The organism is Sulfitobacter mediterraneus (genome assembly GCF_003054325.1).
In the GTDB taxonomy this organism is placed as follows: Bacteria; Pseudomonadota; Alphaproteobacteria; order Rhodobacterales; family Rhodobacteraceae; genus Sulfitobacter; species Sulfitobacter mediterraneus.
On the sequence record NZ_QBKU01000002.1, the window covers coordinates 115,382 to 129,454 of the forward strand.

16 protein-coding genes are annotated in these 14,073 nt (G+C 59.3%); 12 read left to right on the top strand and 4 right to left on the bottom strand.

From position 1 onward, the window contains the following. Positions 1 to 18: 18 nt before the first annotated feature. The 3 genes from eno (at position 19) to C8N31_RS03685 (ending at position 2,348) form a co-directional block, all read left to right on the top strand. Complete coding sequence (gene eno / locus C8N31_RS03675; RefSeq protein ID WP_025049083.1) at positions 19 to 1,293, top strand: phosphopyruvate hydratase; 1,275 nt, start codon at positions 19 to 21, stop codon at positions 1,291 to 1,293. A 123-nt stretch (positions 1,294 to 1,416) separates the two neighbouring features. Further along, positions 1,417 to 1,935, top strand: a complete 519-nt coding sequence (locus C8N31_RS03680) for a hypothetical protein (protein ID WP_025049082.1) — start codon at positions 1,417 to 1,419, stop codon at positions 1,933 to 1,935. Beyond that, a complete protein-coding gene (locus C8N31_RS03685) occupies positions 1,932 to 2,348 on the top strand; it encodes a cupin domain-containing protein (protein WP_025049081.1) in 417 nt (138 codons plus the stop codon). Before C8N31_RS03680 ends, C8N31_RS03685 begins: the two co-directional genes overlap by 4 nt. 151 nt (positions 2,349 to 2,499) lie before the next feature. Here the strand turns inward: C8N31_RS03685 and C8N31_RS03690 are convergent, their stop codons facing one another. Then, positions 2,500 to 3,603, bottom strand: a complete 1,104-nt coding sequence (locus C8N31_RS03690) for an anhydro-N-acetylmuramic acid kinase (protein ID WP_025049080.1) — start codon at positions 3,601 to 3,603, stop codon at positions 2,500 to 2,502. 66 nt (positions 3,604 to 3,669) lie between these two features. On the opposite strand from C8N31_RS03690, the gene tyrS reads away from it, so the two are divergent. The 3 genes from tyrS to C8N31_RS03705 all read left to right on the top strand — a co-directional run bounded on the left by tyrS (position 3,670) and on the right by C8N31_RS03705 (position 6,180). Further along, positions 3,670 to 4,920, top strand: coding sequence for a tyrosine--tRNA ligase (tyrS, locus tag C8N31_RS03695; RefSeq protein ID WP_025049079.1), 1,251 nt, complete (start codon positions 3,670 to 3,672; stop codon positions 4,918 to 4,920). Between the two features lie 79 nt (positions 4,921 to 4,999). After that, positions 5,000 to 5,311, top strand: coding sequence for a hypothetical protein (locus C8N31_RS03700; protein WP_156026910.1), 312 nt, complete (start codon positions 5,000 to 5,002; stop codon positions 5,309 to 5,311). Positions 5,312 to 5,361: 50 nt separating this feature from the next. Further along, positions 5,362 to 6,180 carry a GNAT family N-acetyltransferase gene (locus C8N31_RS03705; RefSeq protein WP_025049077.1) on the top strand — a complete coding sequence of 273 codons (819 nt, stop codon included), beginning with the start codon at positions 5,362 to 5,364 and terminating at the stop codon, positions 6,178 to 6,180. Here the strand turns inward: C8N31_RS03705 and C8N31_RS03710 are convergent, their stop codons facing one another. From C8N31_RS03710 to C8N31_RS03720, 3 genes are all read right to left on the bottom strand, one after another. Then, the gene (locus C8N31_RS03710; RefSeq protein ID WP_025049076.1) at positions 6,181 to 7,992 is read right to left on the bottom strand and encodes an ABC-F family ATP-binding cassette domain-containing protein; all 1,812 of its coding nucleotides are present in this window, start codon (positions 7,990 to 7,992) and stop codon (positions 6,181 to 6,183) included. Positions 7,993 to 8,046: 54 nt separating this feature from the next. After that, entirely contained in the window at positions 8,047 to 8,772 is a 726-nt protein-coding gene (locus C8N31_RS03715; RefSeq protein WP_025049075.1) for a GNAT family N-acetyltransferase, read from the bottom strand. A gap of 74 nt (positions 8,773 to 8,846) precedes the next feature. Continuing rightward, positions 8,847 to 9,311, bottom strand: coding sequence for an outer membrane protein assembly factor BamE (locus C8N31_RS03720; RefSeq protein WP_025049074.1), 465 nt, complete (start codon positions 9,309 to 9,311; stop codon positions 8,847 to 8,849). Positions 9,312 to 9,402: 91 nt separating this feature from the next. On the opposite strand from C8N31_RS03720, the gene C8N31_RS03725 reads away from it, so the two are divergent. The 6 genes from C8N31_RS03725 to C8N31_RS03750 all read left to right on the top strand — a co-directional run bounded on the left by C8N31_RS03725 (position 9,403) and on the right by C8N31_RS03750 (position 14,054). Next, positions 9,403 to 9,954 (top strand): YceD family protein, encoded by a 552-nt coding sequence (locus tag C8N31_RS03725; RefSeq protein WP_025049073.1) that lies wholly within the window; start codon positions 9,403 to 9,405, stop codon positions 9,952 to 9,954. 196 nt (positions 9,955 to 10,150) lie between these two features. Continuing rightward, positions 10,151 to 10,357: a 50S ribosomal protein L32 gene (gene rpmF, locus C8N31_RS03730; RefSeq protein WP_025049072.1), complete on the top strand. Its 207-nt coding sequence runs from the start codon at positions 10,151 to 10,153 to the stop codon at positions 10,355 to 10,357. 45 nt (positions 10,358 to 10,402) lie between these two features. After that, the gene (plsX, locus tag C8N31_RS03735; protein ID WP_037918728.1) at positions 10,403 to 11,470 is read left to right on the top strand and encodes a phosphate acyltransferase PlsX; all 1,068 of its coding nucleotides are present in this window, start codon (positions 10,403 to 10,405) and stop codon (positions 11,468 to 11,470) included. A 5-nt stretch (positions 11,471 to 11,475) separates the two neighbouring features. Continuing rightward, complete coding sequence (locus tag C8N31_RS03740; RefSeq protein WP_025049071.1) at positions 11,476 to 12,447, top strand: beta-ketoacyl-ACP synthase III; 972 nt, start codon at positions 11,476 to 11,478, stop codon at positions 12,445 to 12,447. Between the two features lie 109 nt (positions 12,448 to 12,556). Next, complete coding sequence (ihfA, locus tag C8N31_RS03745; protein WP_025049070.1) at positions 12,557 to 12,859, top strand: integration host factor subunit alpha; 303 nt, start codon at positions 12,557 to 12,559, stop codon at positions 12,857 to 12,859. A 4-nt stretch (positions 12,860 to 12,863) separates the two neighbouring features. Continuing rightward, positions 12,864 to 14,054 carry a MerR family transcriptional regulator gene (locus C8N31_RS03750; RefSeq protein WP_025049069.1) on the top strand — a complete coding sequence of 397 codons (1,191 nt, stop codon included), beginning with the start codon at positions 12,864 to 12,866 and terminating at the stop codon, positions 14,052 to 14,054. Positions 14,055 to 14,073 lie beyond the last annotated feature (19 nt).

Below are 14,073 nucleotides of genomic sequence, written 5' to 3' on the forward strand. Positions count from 1 at the left end.
GCCAAAAGGACATTGCCCATGAGCACGATCATCGACATCCACGCCCGCGAAATCCTCGACAGCCGGGGCAACCCGACAGTGGAGGTTGATGTGATCCTCGAAGACGGCACCATGGGCCGCGCCGCCGTGCCATCGGGTGCATCTACCGGCGCTTATGAGGCGGTCGAGCGCCGGGACGGTGACAAGTCGCGCTATCTGGGCAAAGGCGTGCTGGAAGCCTGCGCCGCCGTGAACGGCGAGATCGCCGAGGCGCTGGTCGGCATCGATGCCACCGAACAGGTCGAGATTGACGAAAGCATGATCGAACTGGATGGCACTGAAAACAAATCGCGCCTCGGCGCCAATGCGATCCTTGGTGTCTCGCTGGCCGCCGCCAAGGCCGCGGCAGATTTCTGCACACAGCCGCTCTATCGCTATGTCGGCGGCACATCCGCCCGCATCCTGCCCGTGCCGATGATGAACATCATCAACGGCGGCGAACATGCCGACAACCCGATCGACATCCAAGAATTCATGATCATGCCGGTCAGCGCCACCAACATCCGCGATGCGGTGCGCATGGGCGCGGAGGTGTTCCACACCCTGAAGAAAGAGCTGTCCGACGCGGGCCTTTCGACCGGGATCGGCGATGAGGGTGGTTTTGCGCCCAACATCAGCTCCGCCCGTGATGCGCTTGATTTCATTTTGAAATCTGTTGAGAAGGCTGGGTATAAGCCTGGGGAGGATATTCACCTCGCCCTGGATTGCGCGGCAACTGAATATTTTAAGAATGGCCGTTATGAATTGGCGGGCGAAGGCAAATCCCTGTCCAGCGAAGAAAACGTTGACTATCTCGCGGCGCTGGTTGCGGACTATCCGATCATCTCCATCGAAGACGGCATGTCCGAGGATGACTGGGACGGCTGGAAAGCCCTCACAGACAAACTGGGCGACAAAATCCAATTGGTTGGCGACGATCTGTTTGTGACCAATCCGGCCCGCCTTGCCACTGGCATCGAACGCGGCAGCGCCAATTCGATGTTGGTCAAGGTCAACCAGATCGGTACCCTGACCGAAACGCTCAAGGCGGTCGATATGGCCCACCGCGCCGGGTTTACCAACGTGATGTCACACCGCTCAGGCGAGACCGAAGATGCCACAATCGCCGATCTCGCAGTCGCCACCAACTGCGGCCAGATCAAAACCGGCTCTCTGGCGCGGTCCGACCGGCTGGCGAAGTATAACCAGCTGATCCGGATCGCAGAATCGCTGGGCGAGACGGCGGAATACGCCGGGCGCAGCATTCTGAAGTAAATCAATCAAACGGATTGACCGGGTGACACGCCCGGTCAATCTTTGATCTGAATTGTCGCATCTGCCACCTTGCGCATCCATCGAACACTGCCAATCTGTCCACATATTGCAAAGGACAAGATCATGGCATTTCTCACCCCCCTCACTTTGAAAATGGTCAAACAGGCCGAGAACCGCGTCGGCGTGACCTTTGATTACGTGCGCAAAATCGCGCAGACCAACTTTGGTCTGTTGTTAAGATATAACAAGGTCTTCGGCTTCCTTGATCCGCGCAAACACCTCCCCGCGCCGGCCTATCACGCCGCGCGCCTGCGCGGTGCGCTGGCCGCAGATTGCGGAACCTGCGTTGAGGCCGAGATCAATCTTGCGCTGCAAGCCGGGCTGAGCAAAGATCTGGTCAAAGCCATCCTGAACGGCACGTTGGATGGGCCGCTGCGCGCGGTGGTGGCCCTGGCCGACGCAGTTGTTGCCGCAAAAGAAGACGCGCCGGAGGCACGTGCCGAGATCTTGCGGGCCTATGGCGAAGCGGGACTTATCGAATTGTCCTATGCGATGAACGGCGCCGCCCTGCTTCCCGGCATCAAACGCGCCATGGGCTATGCCACCACTTGCAACCTATCGATGATGAAAGCCCTGTCATGACCGCGGATCAAATCATTGCCCACCTTGGCCTTTCCCCCCATCCCGAAGGTGGCCATTACCGTCAAACCTGGGTGGCAGAAAATGCAGGCCGTCCTTCCGGCACCTGCATCTATTTCCTATTGAAATCAGGGGAGTGCAGCTACTGGCACAAGGTAGACGCCACCGAGATCTGGCTCTATCACGCGGGCGCGCCGCTGATCCTATCAATGGCATCAACCGATGCTGGCCCGGCGCAAGATCACCTGCTGACACCGGATCTAAACAAAGGCGCACCGCAGATCATCGTGCCGGAAAACCATTGGCAGGCCGCGCGTACCACTGGCGATTACACCTTGGTCAGCTGCACGGTTTCGCCGGGATTTGAATTTGCGGGCTTCACCCTCGCCGCGCCGGATTTTGATATCCCGCGTTAAAGGGGGCCAGCCCCCATCGCCGCTGCGCGGCGCTCCCCCCGGAGGTTTTTTAGCCAAATGAAGACAAGAACGCCTTTTTCTTCATTTGGCCCTTAAACCTCTGGGGTCCGGGGCAGGGCCCCGGGTATTTGCCAAACAGAACTGCCCTTCGTTAAGGCAAGCTGACCGTTCCGCCGCCCACAGCCGCGCGTACACCGGTGGTGCCGGGGCAAGACGTGGGCAAGCCGCGTGCCACGCGCACGGCCAGATAGGCAAAGGCCTGCGCCTCAAGCATATCACCGTCCAGGCCGACGTCTTCGACCGGCGTGACCGGGCAATCAAGACTCACGGACAGCATTTGCATCAAGACCGGATTGTGCCGCCCGCCGCCGGTCACCAGAACCCGTGTGGGCGGCTTGGGACAATGCTGCATCGCCTCGGCCACGCCAGCGGCGCACATGGCGGTCAATGTGGCGGCGGCATCGGCATCGGACAGCTCGTTCACCAGCGCCACAATTTCGGCAAAATCATTGCGGTCCAGTGACTTGGGCGGTATTCTTGCAAAGTATGGTTCCGCCAGAAACAGCTCCAACGCGCCCTGTTCCACCTGCCCTTTGGCGGCGATCTTGCCCCCCTCATCAAATGGCAAATCCAGACGCGAGTGCATCAGATCGTTGACCGGCGCATTGGCAGGGCCAGTGTCAAACGCCAATAGCGCCCCCTCTTCCTGAGGGTGATCAAAGCTGGGATCAACCCATGTCAAATTCCCGACCCCGCCCAAATTGAGGAATGCGACCGGCCCTTCCAGCTTGGCCCAGCGGGCGCAGGCGTGGTGAAAGAACGGTGCCAGCGGCGCCCCTTCGCCGCCGAGTTCCACATCGGCGCTGCGGAAATCCCAGACCACTGGCAGGCCCAATTCATTGGCCAAGGTTGCACCGTCTCCCACTTGCAAGGTGCCTTGCATCCGTGGGGCATGGGCCAGAGTTTGGCCGTGAAATCCAACCAAATCAACATCTTCGAAAGTTGCAAGCAGTTCTAGATGCGCGGCTTCGACCACCTGTGCAGCGGCTTCGACTTCGGCTCCGGACCATTTGCCGAAACCGGCTGCGATCGTGGCACGGTCTTGCGGCGTATAGGCACGATAGGCGCTGCCCCCGAAGGACAGAATGTCATGCCCATCGGTACTCAGCACCGCCGCATCCACCCCATCCAGCGAGGTGCCGGACATCGCCCCCAATGCCACAACCGGGCCTGTTTTTCCGATGGCCTTATTCATGGCCTTTTCCTTTGACTGCTCTGCGCCTATAGATTGCCCCGCAATTCAAGCCCGAGGCAAGTGATCATGACCTACCATCCCAAATCGGAATTCATCCACACGATGAAAGAGCGCGGCTTTCTCGCCGATTGCACCGATTATCAGGGCCTCGATGAGGCGCTGCGCAAGGGCGGGCAGCCGGGCTATATCGGTTTTGATGCCACTGCGAAGTCTTTGCATGTGGGGTCTCTGATCCAGATCATGATGTTGCGCTGGCTGCAAAAGTCGGGTGGCAAGCCGATCACCCTTATGGGCGGCGGCACAACCAAAGTGGGCGATCCCTCGTTCCGCGCCGATGAACGCCCCCTGCTTGGCCCCGATCAGATTGACGACAACATCGCGGGCATCAAAAAGGTATTCTCGGCCTATCTGACCTATGGCGATGGTCCGTCGGATGCGATGATGATCAACAATGCCGAATGGCTGGATGAGTTGAACTATCTCGATTTCCTGCGCGACATTGGCCGGCATTTTTCGATCAACCGGATGTTGAGCTTTGAAAGTGTCAAATCGCGGCTGGACCGCGAACAAAGCCTGTCGTTCCTCGAATTCAACTACATGATCCTGCAAGCCTATGATTTTATGGAATTGCATCGCCGTTATGGCTGTATCCTGCAAATGGGTGGGTCGGATCAATGGGGCAATATCGTCAACGGGATCGACCTGACCCGCCGGGTGATTGACGGTGAGGTTTACGGTCTGACATCGCCTTTGCTGACCACCTCGGATGGAAAGAAGATGGGCAAAAGCCAGGCCGGTGCGATCTGGCTGAATGGCGATATGTTGTCGCCCTATGAGTTCTGGCAGTTCTGGCGCAACACCACAGATGCCGATGTGGGCCGGTTCCTGAAGCTTTATACTGAGATGCCAGTGGATGAATGTGATCGTCTGGGTGCCCTCGCCGGGTCCGAGATCAACGAAGCCAAGGTGCGGCTGGCAAATGAGGTCACGACGCTGTTGCATGGCGCGGAGGCCGCGCAGGCGGCAGAGGCGACGGCACGTGAGGTGTTTGAAAAGGGCGGTGTCGGTGATGATTTGCCGACATTGACCCTGTCGGCGGCGGATCTGGGCGACGGGATGTCGATTGTGCAACTGATCGTGAAGTCCGGTCTGGCGGGTTCCGGCAAGGAGGCCAAGCGCCTGATTGCGGAGAACGGTGCCAAACTGGATGACGCCCCGCTGACCAATGCTGGCCTGATGATTGACGCGGCTGCCCTGTCGAGCCCCATAAAACTCTCCGCCGGGAAGAAACGCCATGCGCTTGTACAATTGGGTTAACCTTGGCCTTGTCGCGGGCCTGTGCATGTCCGCGACACCGGGATTGGCCAACTGTCTGCCAAAGTCCCTTGCAAAGCTTGTGAGACCGCAAACAGTTCAGGCGGTCTGTCGCGGGGAGGCTCTGATCCCGTTCGACATCAAGACCCGCTATATCGGAGAAGGCAGCTACCATGCATTTGCCACGAAACCGCGCAAAGCCGGGCGGAGTAAGACCTTTTATGAAGTCGGCATCGTAACCCTCGCGGGTACGCCGATCCCGTCAGTTGCACAGGCCAAGAAGATGATGGGGCATTTCGAGCGGCGCAGAAAATGCCCGGCCAGCGATCTTAGGTATTCATCGACCAGTGCAACCCTTTTTCGGGTCACTTGTTCGCAAGGTGACAAGCGCTGACCACAAGCATGCTAACCGCAAATTAACCAAGGGCGGGCTTTATCGGGCACATGTTCGATGCGGTCCGCCCTTCCTCCCATGCCTTGCTGCAAGACCCCGCCTTTGTGGCTGCGCTGCGATTGTGCGGGCAAAATCCGATTGTGTTGCCGGATGGAACCGTAATTCTCAAGCGGCGATTCTTTGGCGTGCCGGTGCTGATGCTGCCCCGTGCCATGCCCACGGATGATCTGGCGGCCCAACTGTCGGACACAGGATTGCAACGCTTGCCACTGATCCTGTCACCGGAGCAGTCATGGCAGGGTTTCGGGGCGATACGGCTGCACCGGCCCCAATCGACAGCGCAGGTGGATCTGCGACCACCTGAGGCGCAGCGCCGCGCCGCGTTGCATCCCAAGTGGCGCAATCAGTTGCGCAAGGCAGAAGCCGGTCCGCTGAAAGTGTCGCAAACGCTTATGCCTGCGGATCCGGATCATCCCGTGCTGCGGCTTGATGCGGCGCAGGCGCAGGTACGCAGATATGCCCATTGGCCTGCCCCCCTGACCGCTGCTTTTGCCAAGGCCGCACCGGACCAGACCCACTTGTTTATCGCATCCTTAGGGCCGCAACCGGTGGCGCATATGTTGTTTTTGTCGCATGGCGGGCGGGCCAGTTATCACATCGGTCACACCACCACGCGGGGCAAGGCGGAGTGCGCACATAACCTGCTGTTATGGCGGGCATTCTGCGATCTGGCGCGGATCGGGATTGAAACTGTTGATCTGGGGCTTCTGAATCCGCGCACCGCCGGATTGAACCGGTTCAAACTGCGCAGCGGTGCACGGAGGGTACAGACCGGCGGCACATGGCTGCGCTGGCGGCCTTGGGGCTGATCAACCTGCGGCTTTCTCTTCCAGCTCAAGCCATTCCTCTTCGGAGGCGGCCAGTTTCTCTTGGCGCTGCACCAAAGCTTCGGTGGCTTTTTTGAATTTGACCGGCTCGCGGGTGAACAGCTCAGGATCTGCAAGCAGCTCTTCGAGTTTGCCAATCTCGGCCTCAAGGCGTTCCAATTCGGATGGCAAAGCTTCAAGGCGGTGCTTTTCGGTAAAGCTGAGACCTTTCTTGGCGGTTTTATCCTGTTTGGGCCGTGCCACGGCGGCTTTCTTGGTCTCCGCGACACTTTGGGCAAAATCATCCTGTCCGCGCTGCGCCAGATAATCGCTCCAGCCCCCGGCATAGATTGTTGCTTTGCCGTCGCCCTCCATTGCGATGGTGGTGGCGGCAACCCGGTCCAGAAAATCGCGGTCGTGGCTGACAAGGATCACCGTGCCATCGTAATTGCCCAGCAGTTCCTGCAACAGGTCCAGCGTTTCCACGTCCAGATCGTTGGTCGGTTCGTCCAAAATCAACAGGTTGCTGGACCGTGCCATGATCTTGGCCAGCAAAAGCCGCGCCTTTTCGCCGCCCGAGAGGGACCGCACCGGCGCCCGGGCCTGCGCCTCATCAAACAGAAATTCCTTAAGATATCCAACGACATGCTTGGGGTTGCCGCGCACCAAGACCTGATCGGCCTTGCCCGACACGCGCATGTCAGGATCGCCCGTGAGGCTTTCCCACAAAGTCATATCGCCATCAAGCTGTGCCCGCGCCTGATCAAACAGCGCCAGTTCCAGATTGGTGCCCAGTTTCACCGTGCCAGCGTCCGGTTTTTCGCGGCCAATCAGCATATTGAGCAAGGTGGTTTTGCCCACGCCATTGGGACCAACCAGCGCGATGCGGTCGCCGCGCTGCACCGTGAGGGAGAAGTCCTTCACGATGGTTTTGTCGCCGAAACCTTTGAAAAGCCCCGTGGCCTCGATCACCTTGCGCCCGGATTTGGGACCGACGTCCAGTTCCATCGCGGCGGTGCCTTGGCGGGTGATCTGCGCCGCCCGCTGCGCCCTCAGGTCCTGCAACGCCCGCACCCTACCCTGATTGCGTTTGCGCCGCGCCGAGATACCCTCAACCGCCCAACGCGCCTCGGCCTTGATCTTGCGGTTCAGCTTGTGGCGCTGCATGTCCTCTTCATCCCACAGGGTGTCACGCCAAGCCTCAAAGGCGGCAAAGCCCTTTTCCTGCCGGCGCACCATACCGCGATCGATCCAAAGGGTCGCGCGGGTCAATTCGCGCAGAAAGGCGCGGTCGTGGCTGATGATCACAAAGGCGGTACGGGTGTTTTTCAGTTCCTGTTCGAGCCAGGCAATCGCCTCGATATCAAGGTGGTTCGTCGGCTCGTCCAGCAACATCAGTTCAGGCTCTTCGGCCATCAAACGCGCCAAGGCCGCCCGCCGCCGTTCGCCGCCACTGGCCGTGGCCACAGGTCGTGCCGGATCAAACTTCAGCCCCTCGCCCGCGCGTTCGACTTTGTACATCTCGCCCGGATCAAGGCTGTGAGCGGCAAATTCGCCCAAGGTTTCAAACCCGCTCAGATCCGGATCCTGTTCCATATAGCCAACACTGACGCCCGGCCCGGCAATCACATCACCGCGGTCGGCTTCAACCAGCCCGGCCATGACTTTCATCAAGGTGGATTTGCCCGATCCGTTGCGCCCGACAAGCGCCACGCGGTCCCCCGGCTGGATCACCAGCGAAAGGCCGTCAAAAACAGGATCGCCGCCAAAGGTAAGCGAAATTTCATTCAGTTGTAAAAGAGGTGCGCGTGCCATGGTTGCCAGCTATCGGGCGCCAGCGCGGAGGTCAATTGCCGCTGTCTGATTATTCTAGACCAAAGCACGCAGAAGCCGTTTTCGTGCCGCCGGAATCGCCCCGATCTCAAGCCCGGTAAAGACATGCAGGGTGTTCATCTGGCGATCCACCACGGCATGATCGCTGACCCAGCCGCCCATCATCAAATAGCTGCGCAGCAGCGGCGGCATCCGCAACATCGCCTGTTTCATATCCGGCTTGCGCCGCAGTTTCGCAGCAAACCGGAACACGTCAGGCGCTTTGATCTGTGGCAACCAGCGTTTCGGCGCCAGATGCCGCGCCCTGAGCACGGCAAAGGCATCCAGATATTGCGCCGTTTCGACCCCGGCAAAAGAAGAACAGCCAAACAACATGCCCACGCCTGCCCTGTCCACATAATCTGTCATCGCCGCCCATGCGAGGCGCAGAATGTTTGGGTCGGTGCGATCCGGCGTGATACAAAATCGCCCCACTTCCATCATCAACCCGTCATAGGCGGCAAGCGCACTCAGCTCATAGAACTGCGCGGCATAGGAATTGGGCAAATCCCGGCCTTGCAAGGGCAACAGCCGGAAGCAACACACCAACGTCCCGTCTGTGGAATCTTCCAATAGGATATGCACGCTTTTGACATCAAAGGAATCGTGATCTGCGGCGGTGTTCAATCCAAAACACCGCGCCCGCAAGGCCTGTGCCGCCGCGATATCCATAGGATCGCCGGATTGACGCGCTCTATATCTGCCTTTTTCAAGCAAGATCATGCCGGCTTCTTTCGATCAGCGTTTTACCGCCCGATGTTAGACCACAAAACGTAACCGGAACATGACCGAAAAAATCAGCCGTTGAACCCGGCAGGTGTGATCCGGCCAATGCTGCCCAAAAGCTGACGCAGGAAGGTTTTGTTGCTGACAGCGGAAGATGTCACCCGCCGTTCCAACGCAACCACGCGCCCGTCTTCGAGGCCGAACCGTTCGATGTTCTGCACGATGCCCGCCTCGGAAAAGCTGATAGCCAGGACTTCACGCTCAATCTCGCGGTTGGCGAGCGGGCCAAGCGCACGTTTGCGCGACCGGACATAGTAATAGCCCGAATTGGTCAAAACCCCCGCAGAGGCCGGTGTGCCAATCTTGTCAGCGACCGAACTGCGGGTGTCCACACCCACTGTGATCTGATCCAGATCTTCCTTCGGGGGTATATATCCATGGTTCTGATACTTGGCCGTACAGGCCCCGAGGGCAAAGATCAGGCCAAAGGATGCAGCCCGAATTGCCATAATGCTGGCGCGGCTCTTGTTACGCATGTGGTCTGCCCTCTTGCCCTTGGATGTTCTGGCTTTTATTCCGCATACACCAAGGAGCCCCTTGGTTTCAAGAAACGAAAGAAGGCTTGCCATGTCTCGCACCCCTCCCAGTGACACCGCGTTTCGCGTTTCAGAGCTGTCGCATAGCTCTGACAACAGTTTTGCCCTGCGCCCAGAGGCGCCGCAACGCGAACTGATCGCACAGGAACTGGACCTCAGCGCCCTGCGCAAGCTGGCCTTTGAGGGCACCATCGCCCCTCAGGGCAAGACCGACTGGACCCTCACGGCCCGCCTTGGCGCGACTGTGGTGCAGCCCTGCGTCGTCACGCTGGAACCTGTGACTACCCGCATTGACGTAGATGTGACCCGGCATTTTGTCAGCGACTTCGAAGAAACCGATGAAGCCGAGGCAGAAATGCCCGAGGATGACAGCACCGAGGCACTTGGCCAGTGGATTGATCCCGCCGTGGTGATGATGGAGGCGCTGGCCCTTGCGGTGCCCGATTATCCGCGCAAAACCGATGCAGAACTGGGCCAAATGGTGTATACCAAGCCCGGAGAGACCCCGATGACGGACGAAGACGCCCGGCCCTTTGCCGGTCTGGCCGCGCTGAAGGGAAAGCTGGAAAAGGATGAGGACTAGCGCAAGATCGCGCAGGCCGAATTACGGGCTTGCATCGTCACAGTTTCGCAGTATTTTGCCGCCCTCACCCCAATTAAGGTTGGACATTGCGGGGCCTTGGGCCTAAAGCGGCGTCACGCCCGATCAGGGGATAGATGAAACACGGGTCCGGCCAGCGCATTTTGGCTCCGACCCCCGAATGACAAAGGCACCAGACATGGCTGTCCAGCAGAATAAAGTTTCCAAGTCGCGCCGCAACAACCGCCGCGCACACGATTCGCTCTCCGCAGAGAATCCAAACGAATGCTCCAACTGTGGTGAGCTGAAACGCCCCCACCACGTTTGCGCATCTTGCGGTCACTACAACGACAACGAAGTTGTTGCCCTGACCGACGAGATCGATCTGGAAGACGACGCAGCTTAAGCGCGTTTATCCTCTGTTCGCAGATCATATAAGGCATTCGCAGTCATGACGGCCCAGACCGATCAGAACAACGCGAAAGCCAGACACACCCTCATATCCGTGGATGCCATGGGGGGTGATGAAGGCCCGGCAGCAGTGGTTGCCGGGTGTTCTTTGTCTGCGAAGTTGAATTCCGACATCGGGTTTATTTTGCACGGCGACGCGGCCGCATTGACCGCGTTGGTGGCGAAACGTCCCGAATTGTCTGGGCGCTGCGAAATTCGCGGCACCAGCGGCGTCGTCACGATGGATGACAAGCCCAGCCAAGTGGTGCGCACCGGCAAAGACACCTCGATGTGGTCGGCCATTGAATCTGTCCGTTCCGGCGAGGCAGCTGTGGCCGTGTCTTGCGGCAACACCGGCGCCCTGATGGCCATCTCAATGATCCGCCTGCGCAAATTGCCCGGCGTGAACCGCCCCGCAATTGCTGTTCTTTACCCTTCCTCCAATCCGCATGGGTTCAACGTCATGCTGGACGTGGGTGCGGACGTGCGGGCAGATGCTGATGATCTGATGCGCTTTGCCTTGATGGGCATTTCCTATGCCCGCAACGGCATGGACCTGTCCCGCCCCCGCGTTGGCCTGCTGAACGTCGGCACCGAAGAACACAAAGGCCGGAGCGAGCTCAAAGAAGCCTATGATCTGATTCGGGAACGCGAAGCCGAAGCGGGCTTTGAATTTGTCGGCTTTGTCGAAGGCGGTGATATCTCGGGCAACGTGGCAGATGTCATTGTCACGGACGGATTTACCGGAAACGTCGCGATTAAGACGGGCGAAGGCACAGCAAACCTGGTCAGCCTGCGCCTGCGCGAGGCGTTCAACCATTCGATTCTGTCCAAACTGGCCGCGCTGTTAGCCTATCCATCCCTGATGCGCCTGCGCAAGAAAATCGACCCACGCCGCGTCAATGGCGGCGTGTTTCTGGGCCTCAATGGCACAGTGGTCAAATCCCACGGCTCCGCCGATGCCACTGGTGTCTCGGCGGCAATAAAACTGGCGGCACAATTGTCAGAGAACCAGTTCAACGATAAGCTGGCAGCCCGTGTCGCTGCCACATTACCGACTGAGGAATAACCCAGATGAGCCTGCGCGCTGTTGTGATCGGCTGTGGCCACTACCTGCCTGAACGTGTTGTCGAAAACAAAGAGTTTGAGGCCACACTGGACACCAATGACGAATGGATTCGCAGCCGCTCAGGGATCGAACGCCGCCATTTCGCAGCCGAGGGTGAAACCACCTCCAACATGGCCACAGCCGCCGCCACAGCCGCCCTCAAGGACGCTGGGCTGGCCGCGGATTACGTTGATGCCATCATCGTGGCCACATCCACGCCCGATCTGACTTTCCCCAGCGCTGCGACCATGGTGCAGGCTGAATTGGGCATGACCCGCGGCTTTGCCTTTGACGTGCAGGCCGTCTGCGCCGGTTTTGTCTATGCGCTGAGCAACGCCAACGCCCTGATCATCTCGGGACAAGCCAAACGAGTGTTGGTGATTGGCGCCGAAACCTTCAGCCGCATCATGGACTGGACGGACAGATCAACATGCGTGCTGTTTGGCGATGGCGCAGGCGCATTGCTGCTCGAAGCGCAGGACGGTGCAGGAAGCCCCGCTGATCGCGGCATCCTGTCCACAGACCTGAACTCAGACGGCCGTTACCGCGACCTGCTTTATGTGGATGGCGGCGTCAGCACGGGCACCACAGGCTATCTGCGGATGCAGGGCAATCAGGTGTTCCGCCACGCGGTCTCCAAACTGGCGGCCACAGCCACAACCGCGATGGAGCGTGCAGGCGTCAGCGCAAGCGAGATCGACTGGATCGTGCCCCATCAGGCCAATATCCGCATCATTCAAGGCACCGCAAAAAAGCTGGATCTGCCAATGGAACAGGTGGTCGTGACCGTTCAGGACCACGGCAACACCTCTGCCGCCTCGATCCCGCTGGCCCTGTCCGTGGGCCGCAACCGCGGCCAAATCAAACAGGGCGACCTGATTGTGACCGAGGCAATCGGCGGCGGCCTGGCCTGGGGCGCAGTGGTTCTGCGCTGGTAAATACCTGAGATCAGGACCAAAAAAACGCAACTCAATCATGCGTTGCAAGCCATTGATATTGACTCCGAATTTCCCAACGGCCTATGTTGATCAAAACATGGGGGATGGAATGTCGAATAAGACTTTAACGCGTATGGACCTAAGCGAGGCGGTTTTCCGCGAGGTCGGTCTGTCACGCAACGAAAGCGCACAGCTGGTTGAAACCGTGCTGGACCATATGTCCGATGCATTGGTCGCCGGTGAACAGGTCAAGATCTCGTCCTTTGGCACCTTCTCCGTACGGGACAAAACCGCCCGCGTTGGACGCAACCCAAAGACCGGTGAAGAGGTGCCAATCAACCCGCGCCGCGTGCTGACCTTCCGTCCGTCGCACCTGATGAAAGACCGTGTCGCAGACGGGAACAAGTCCTGATCTGATGGCCAAATCGCCCGACGCATTCCGCACCATTTCCGAGGTCGCAGACTGGCTGGGTATTCAGGCCCATGTGCTGCGCTTTTGGGAAAGCAAATTCACGCAAGTGAAGCCAATCAAACGTGCAGGCGGGCGCCGGTATTACCGGCCTGCGGATATGATGCTTTTGGGCGGGATCAAGCAGCTTTTGCACGAGGATGGTCTAACCATCAAAGGCGTGCAAAAGATCCTGCGCGAAGAAGGCATGAGCCATGTCGCAGAGATGTCGCCGCCGCTGGATGAACTGACATTGCAGCAAATTGGCGAAGATACCAGCGTCTTGCAGCAGGCCGAAGTGCCCGTGACGATTGCCGAAGAACCCAAAGGTGTGGTGCTGAATTTTGAGGCGAAACCGGCCGAAGATGGCATCAAAAACGCCACAGAAGATACTGATAAAAAAGAAACATCTGATGAAGTTAAAGCGGTAGATGAAGTTGCAGACATTGCAGCCGATCCCATAAAAGCGCCAACAGATGACCATGCGGAAGCTCAAGAACCCGCGCAGCCAGCCGTATCTGCCGCGCCGACACCCCCTGTGGATAGCGCACCACCAGCGCCCGCAAAGCAAGACGCCGCAGGCATCCAGCCATCGCCATTATCCGCCGCGGCGCAAACGCCGCCTGCCGCTGAGCAGCCTGCCGCTGAGCAGCCTGCCGAGGAATCCCAAGCGCAATCAGAACCCGCTGCCGCATCCGATGGCACAGAGACCGCCGCACAGGATGCCGCCGCACCAGACCGCCCCAAACCCACGGAAGAGCAAACCGCCGCGGCCGCCATACCAGATTTCCTGCGCCGGCCACTGACCCCGGAAACACCCGCGGCCCGTGACAACCCGCCGGCCGCAGAAGAGCCATCCGCGCCCGTGTCCGATGAGGCCCCGCAAGCACCCGAACCGCAGGCCGCAGACCCTGAGCCCACGCCAGAGCCGGAAGCACCGCCGCCTGCCCCGAAACCTCGGATCATTGACGGACCTGCAATCACGCCCGAAGACCAGATCGAAGCCAGCCCAGCCGTGCTCAGCGCGGCGTTCCGCGCCAAACGCCTCACGCCCGATCAGGCCCGTCTCGCCGCGCCGCTTTTGCAACGGCTCACAGCCCTGCGCGATTCGATGGCCGCAAGCCGGCGCGGCGGCGCAAGTGCCGGAACAAAAGACTAAACCCATGCAATCGGTGGCA

What these genes read in the sequence shown, in the direction of transcription:
- eno (WP_025049083.1), top strand. Translation starts at nt 19, where the DNA reads ATGAGCACGATCATCGACATCCACGCCCGCGAAATCCTCGACAGCCGG.
- C8N31_RS03680 (WP_025049082.1), top strand. Translation starts at nt 1,417, where the DNA reads ATGGCATTTCTCACCCCCCTCACTTTGAAAATGGTCAAACAGGCCGAG.
- C8N31_RS03685 (WP_025049081.1), top strand. Translation starts at nt 1,932, where the DNA reads ATGACCGCGGATCAAATCATTGCCCACCTTGGCCTTTCCCCCCATCCC.
- C8N31_RS03690 (WP_025049080.1), bottom strand. Translation starts at nt 3,603, where the DNA reads ATGAATAAGGCCATCGGAAAAACAGGCCCGGTTGTGGCATTGGGGGCG.
- tyrS (WP_025049079.1), top strand. Translation starts at nt 3,670, where the DNA reads ATGACCTACCATCCCAAATCGGAATTCATCCACACGATGAAAGAGCGC.
- C8N31_RS03705 (WP_025049077.1), top strand. Translation starts at nt 5,362, where the DNA reads ATGTTCGATGCGGTCCGCCCTTCCTCCCATGCCTTGCTGCAAGACCCC.
- C8N31_RS03710 (WP_025049076.1), bottom strand. Translation starts at nt 7,992, where the DNA reads ATGGCACGCGCACCTCTTTTACAACTGAATGAAATTTCGCTTACCTTT.
- C8N31_RS03715 (WP_025049075.1), bottom strand. Translation starts at nt 8,772, where the DNA reads ATGATCTTGCTTGAAAAAGGCAGATATAGAGCGCGTCAATCCGGCGAT.
- C8N31_RS03720 (WP_025049074.1), bottom strand. Translation starts at nt 9,311, where the DNA reads ATGCGTAACAAGAGCCGCGCCAGCATTATGGCAATTCGGGCTGCATCC.
- C8N31_RS03725 (WP_025049073.1), top strand. Translation starts at nt 9,403, where the DNA reads ATGTCTCGCACCCCTCCCAGTGACACCGCGTTTCGCGTTTCAGAGCTG.
- rpmF (WP_025049072.1), top strand. Translation starts at nt 10,151, where the DNA reads ATGGCTGTCCAGCAGAATAAAGTTTCCAAGTCGCGCCGCAACAACCGC.
- plsX (WP_037918728.1), top strand. Translation starts at nt 10,403, where the DNA reads ATGACGGCCCAGACCGATCAGAACAACGCGAAAGCCAGACACACCCTC.
- C8N31_RS03740 (WP_025049071.1), top strand. Translation starts at nt 11,476, where the DNA reads ATGAGCCTGCGCGCTGTTGTGATCGGCTGTGGCCACTACCTGCCTGAA.
- ihfA (WP_025049070.1), top strand. Translation starts at nt 12,557, where the DNA reads ATGTCGAATAAGACTTTAACGCGTATGGACCTAAGCGAGGCGGTTTTC.
- C8N31_RS03750 (WP_025049069.1), top strand. Translation starts at nt 12,864, where the DNA reads ATGGCCAAATCGCCCGACGCATTCCGCACCATTTCCGAGGTCGCAGAC.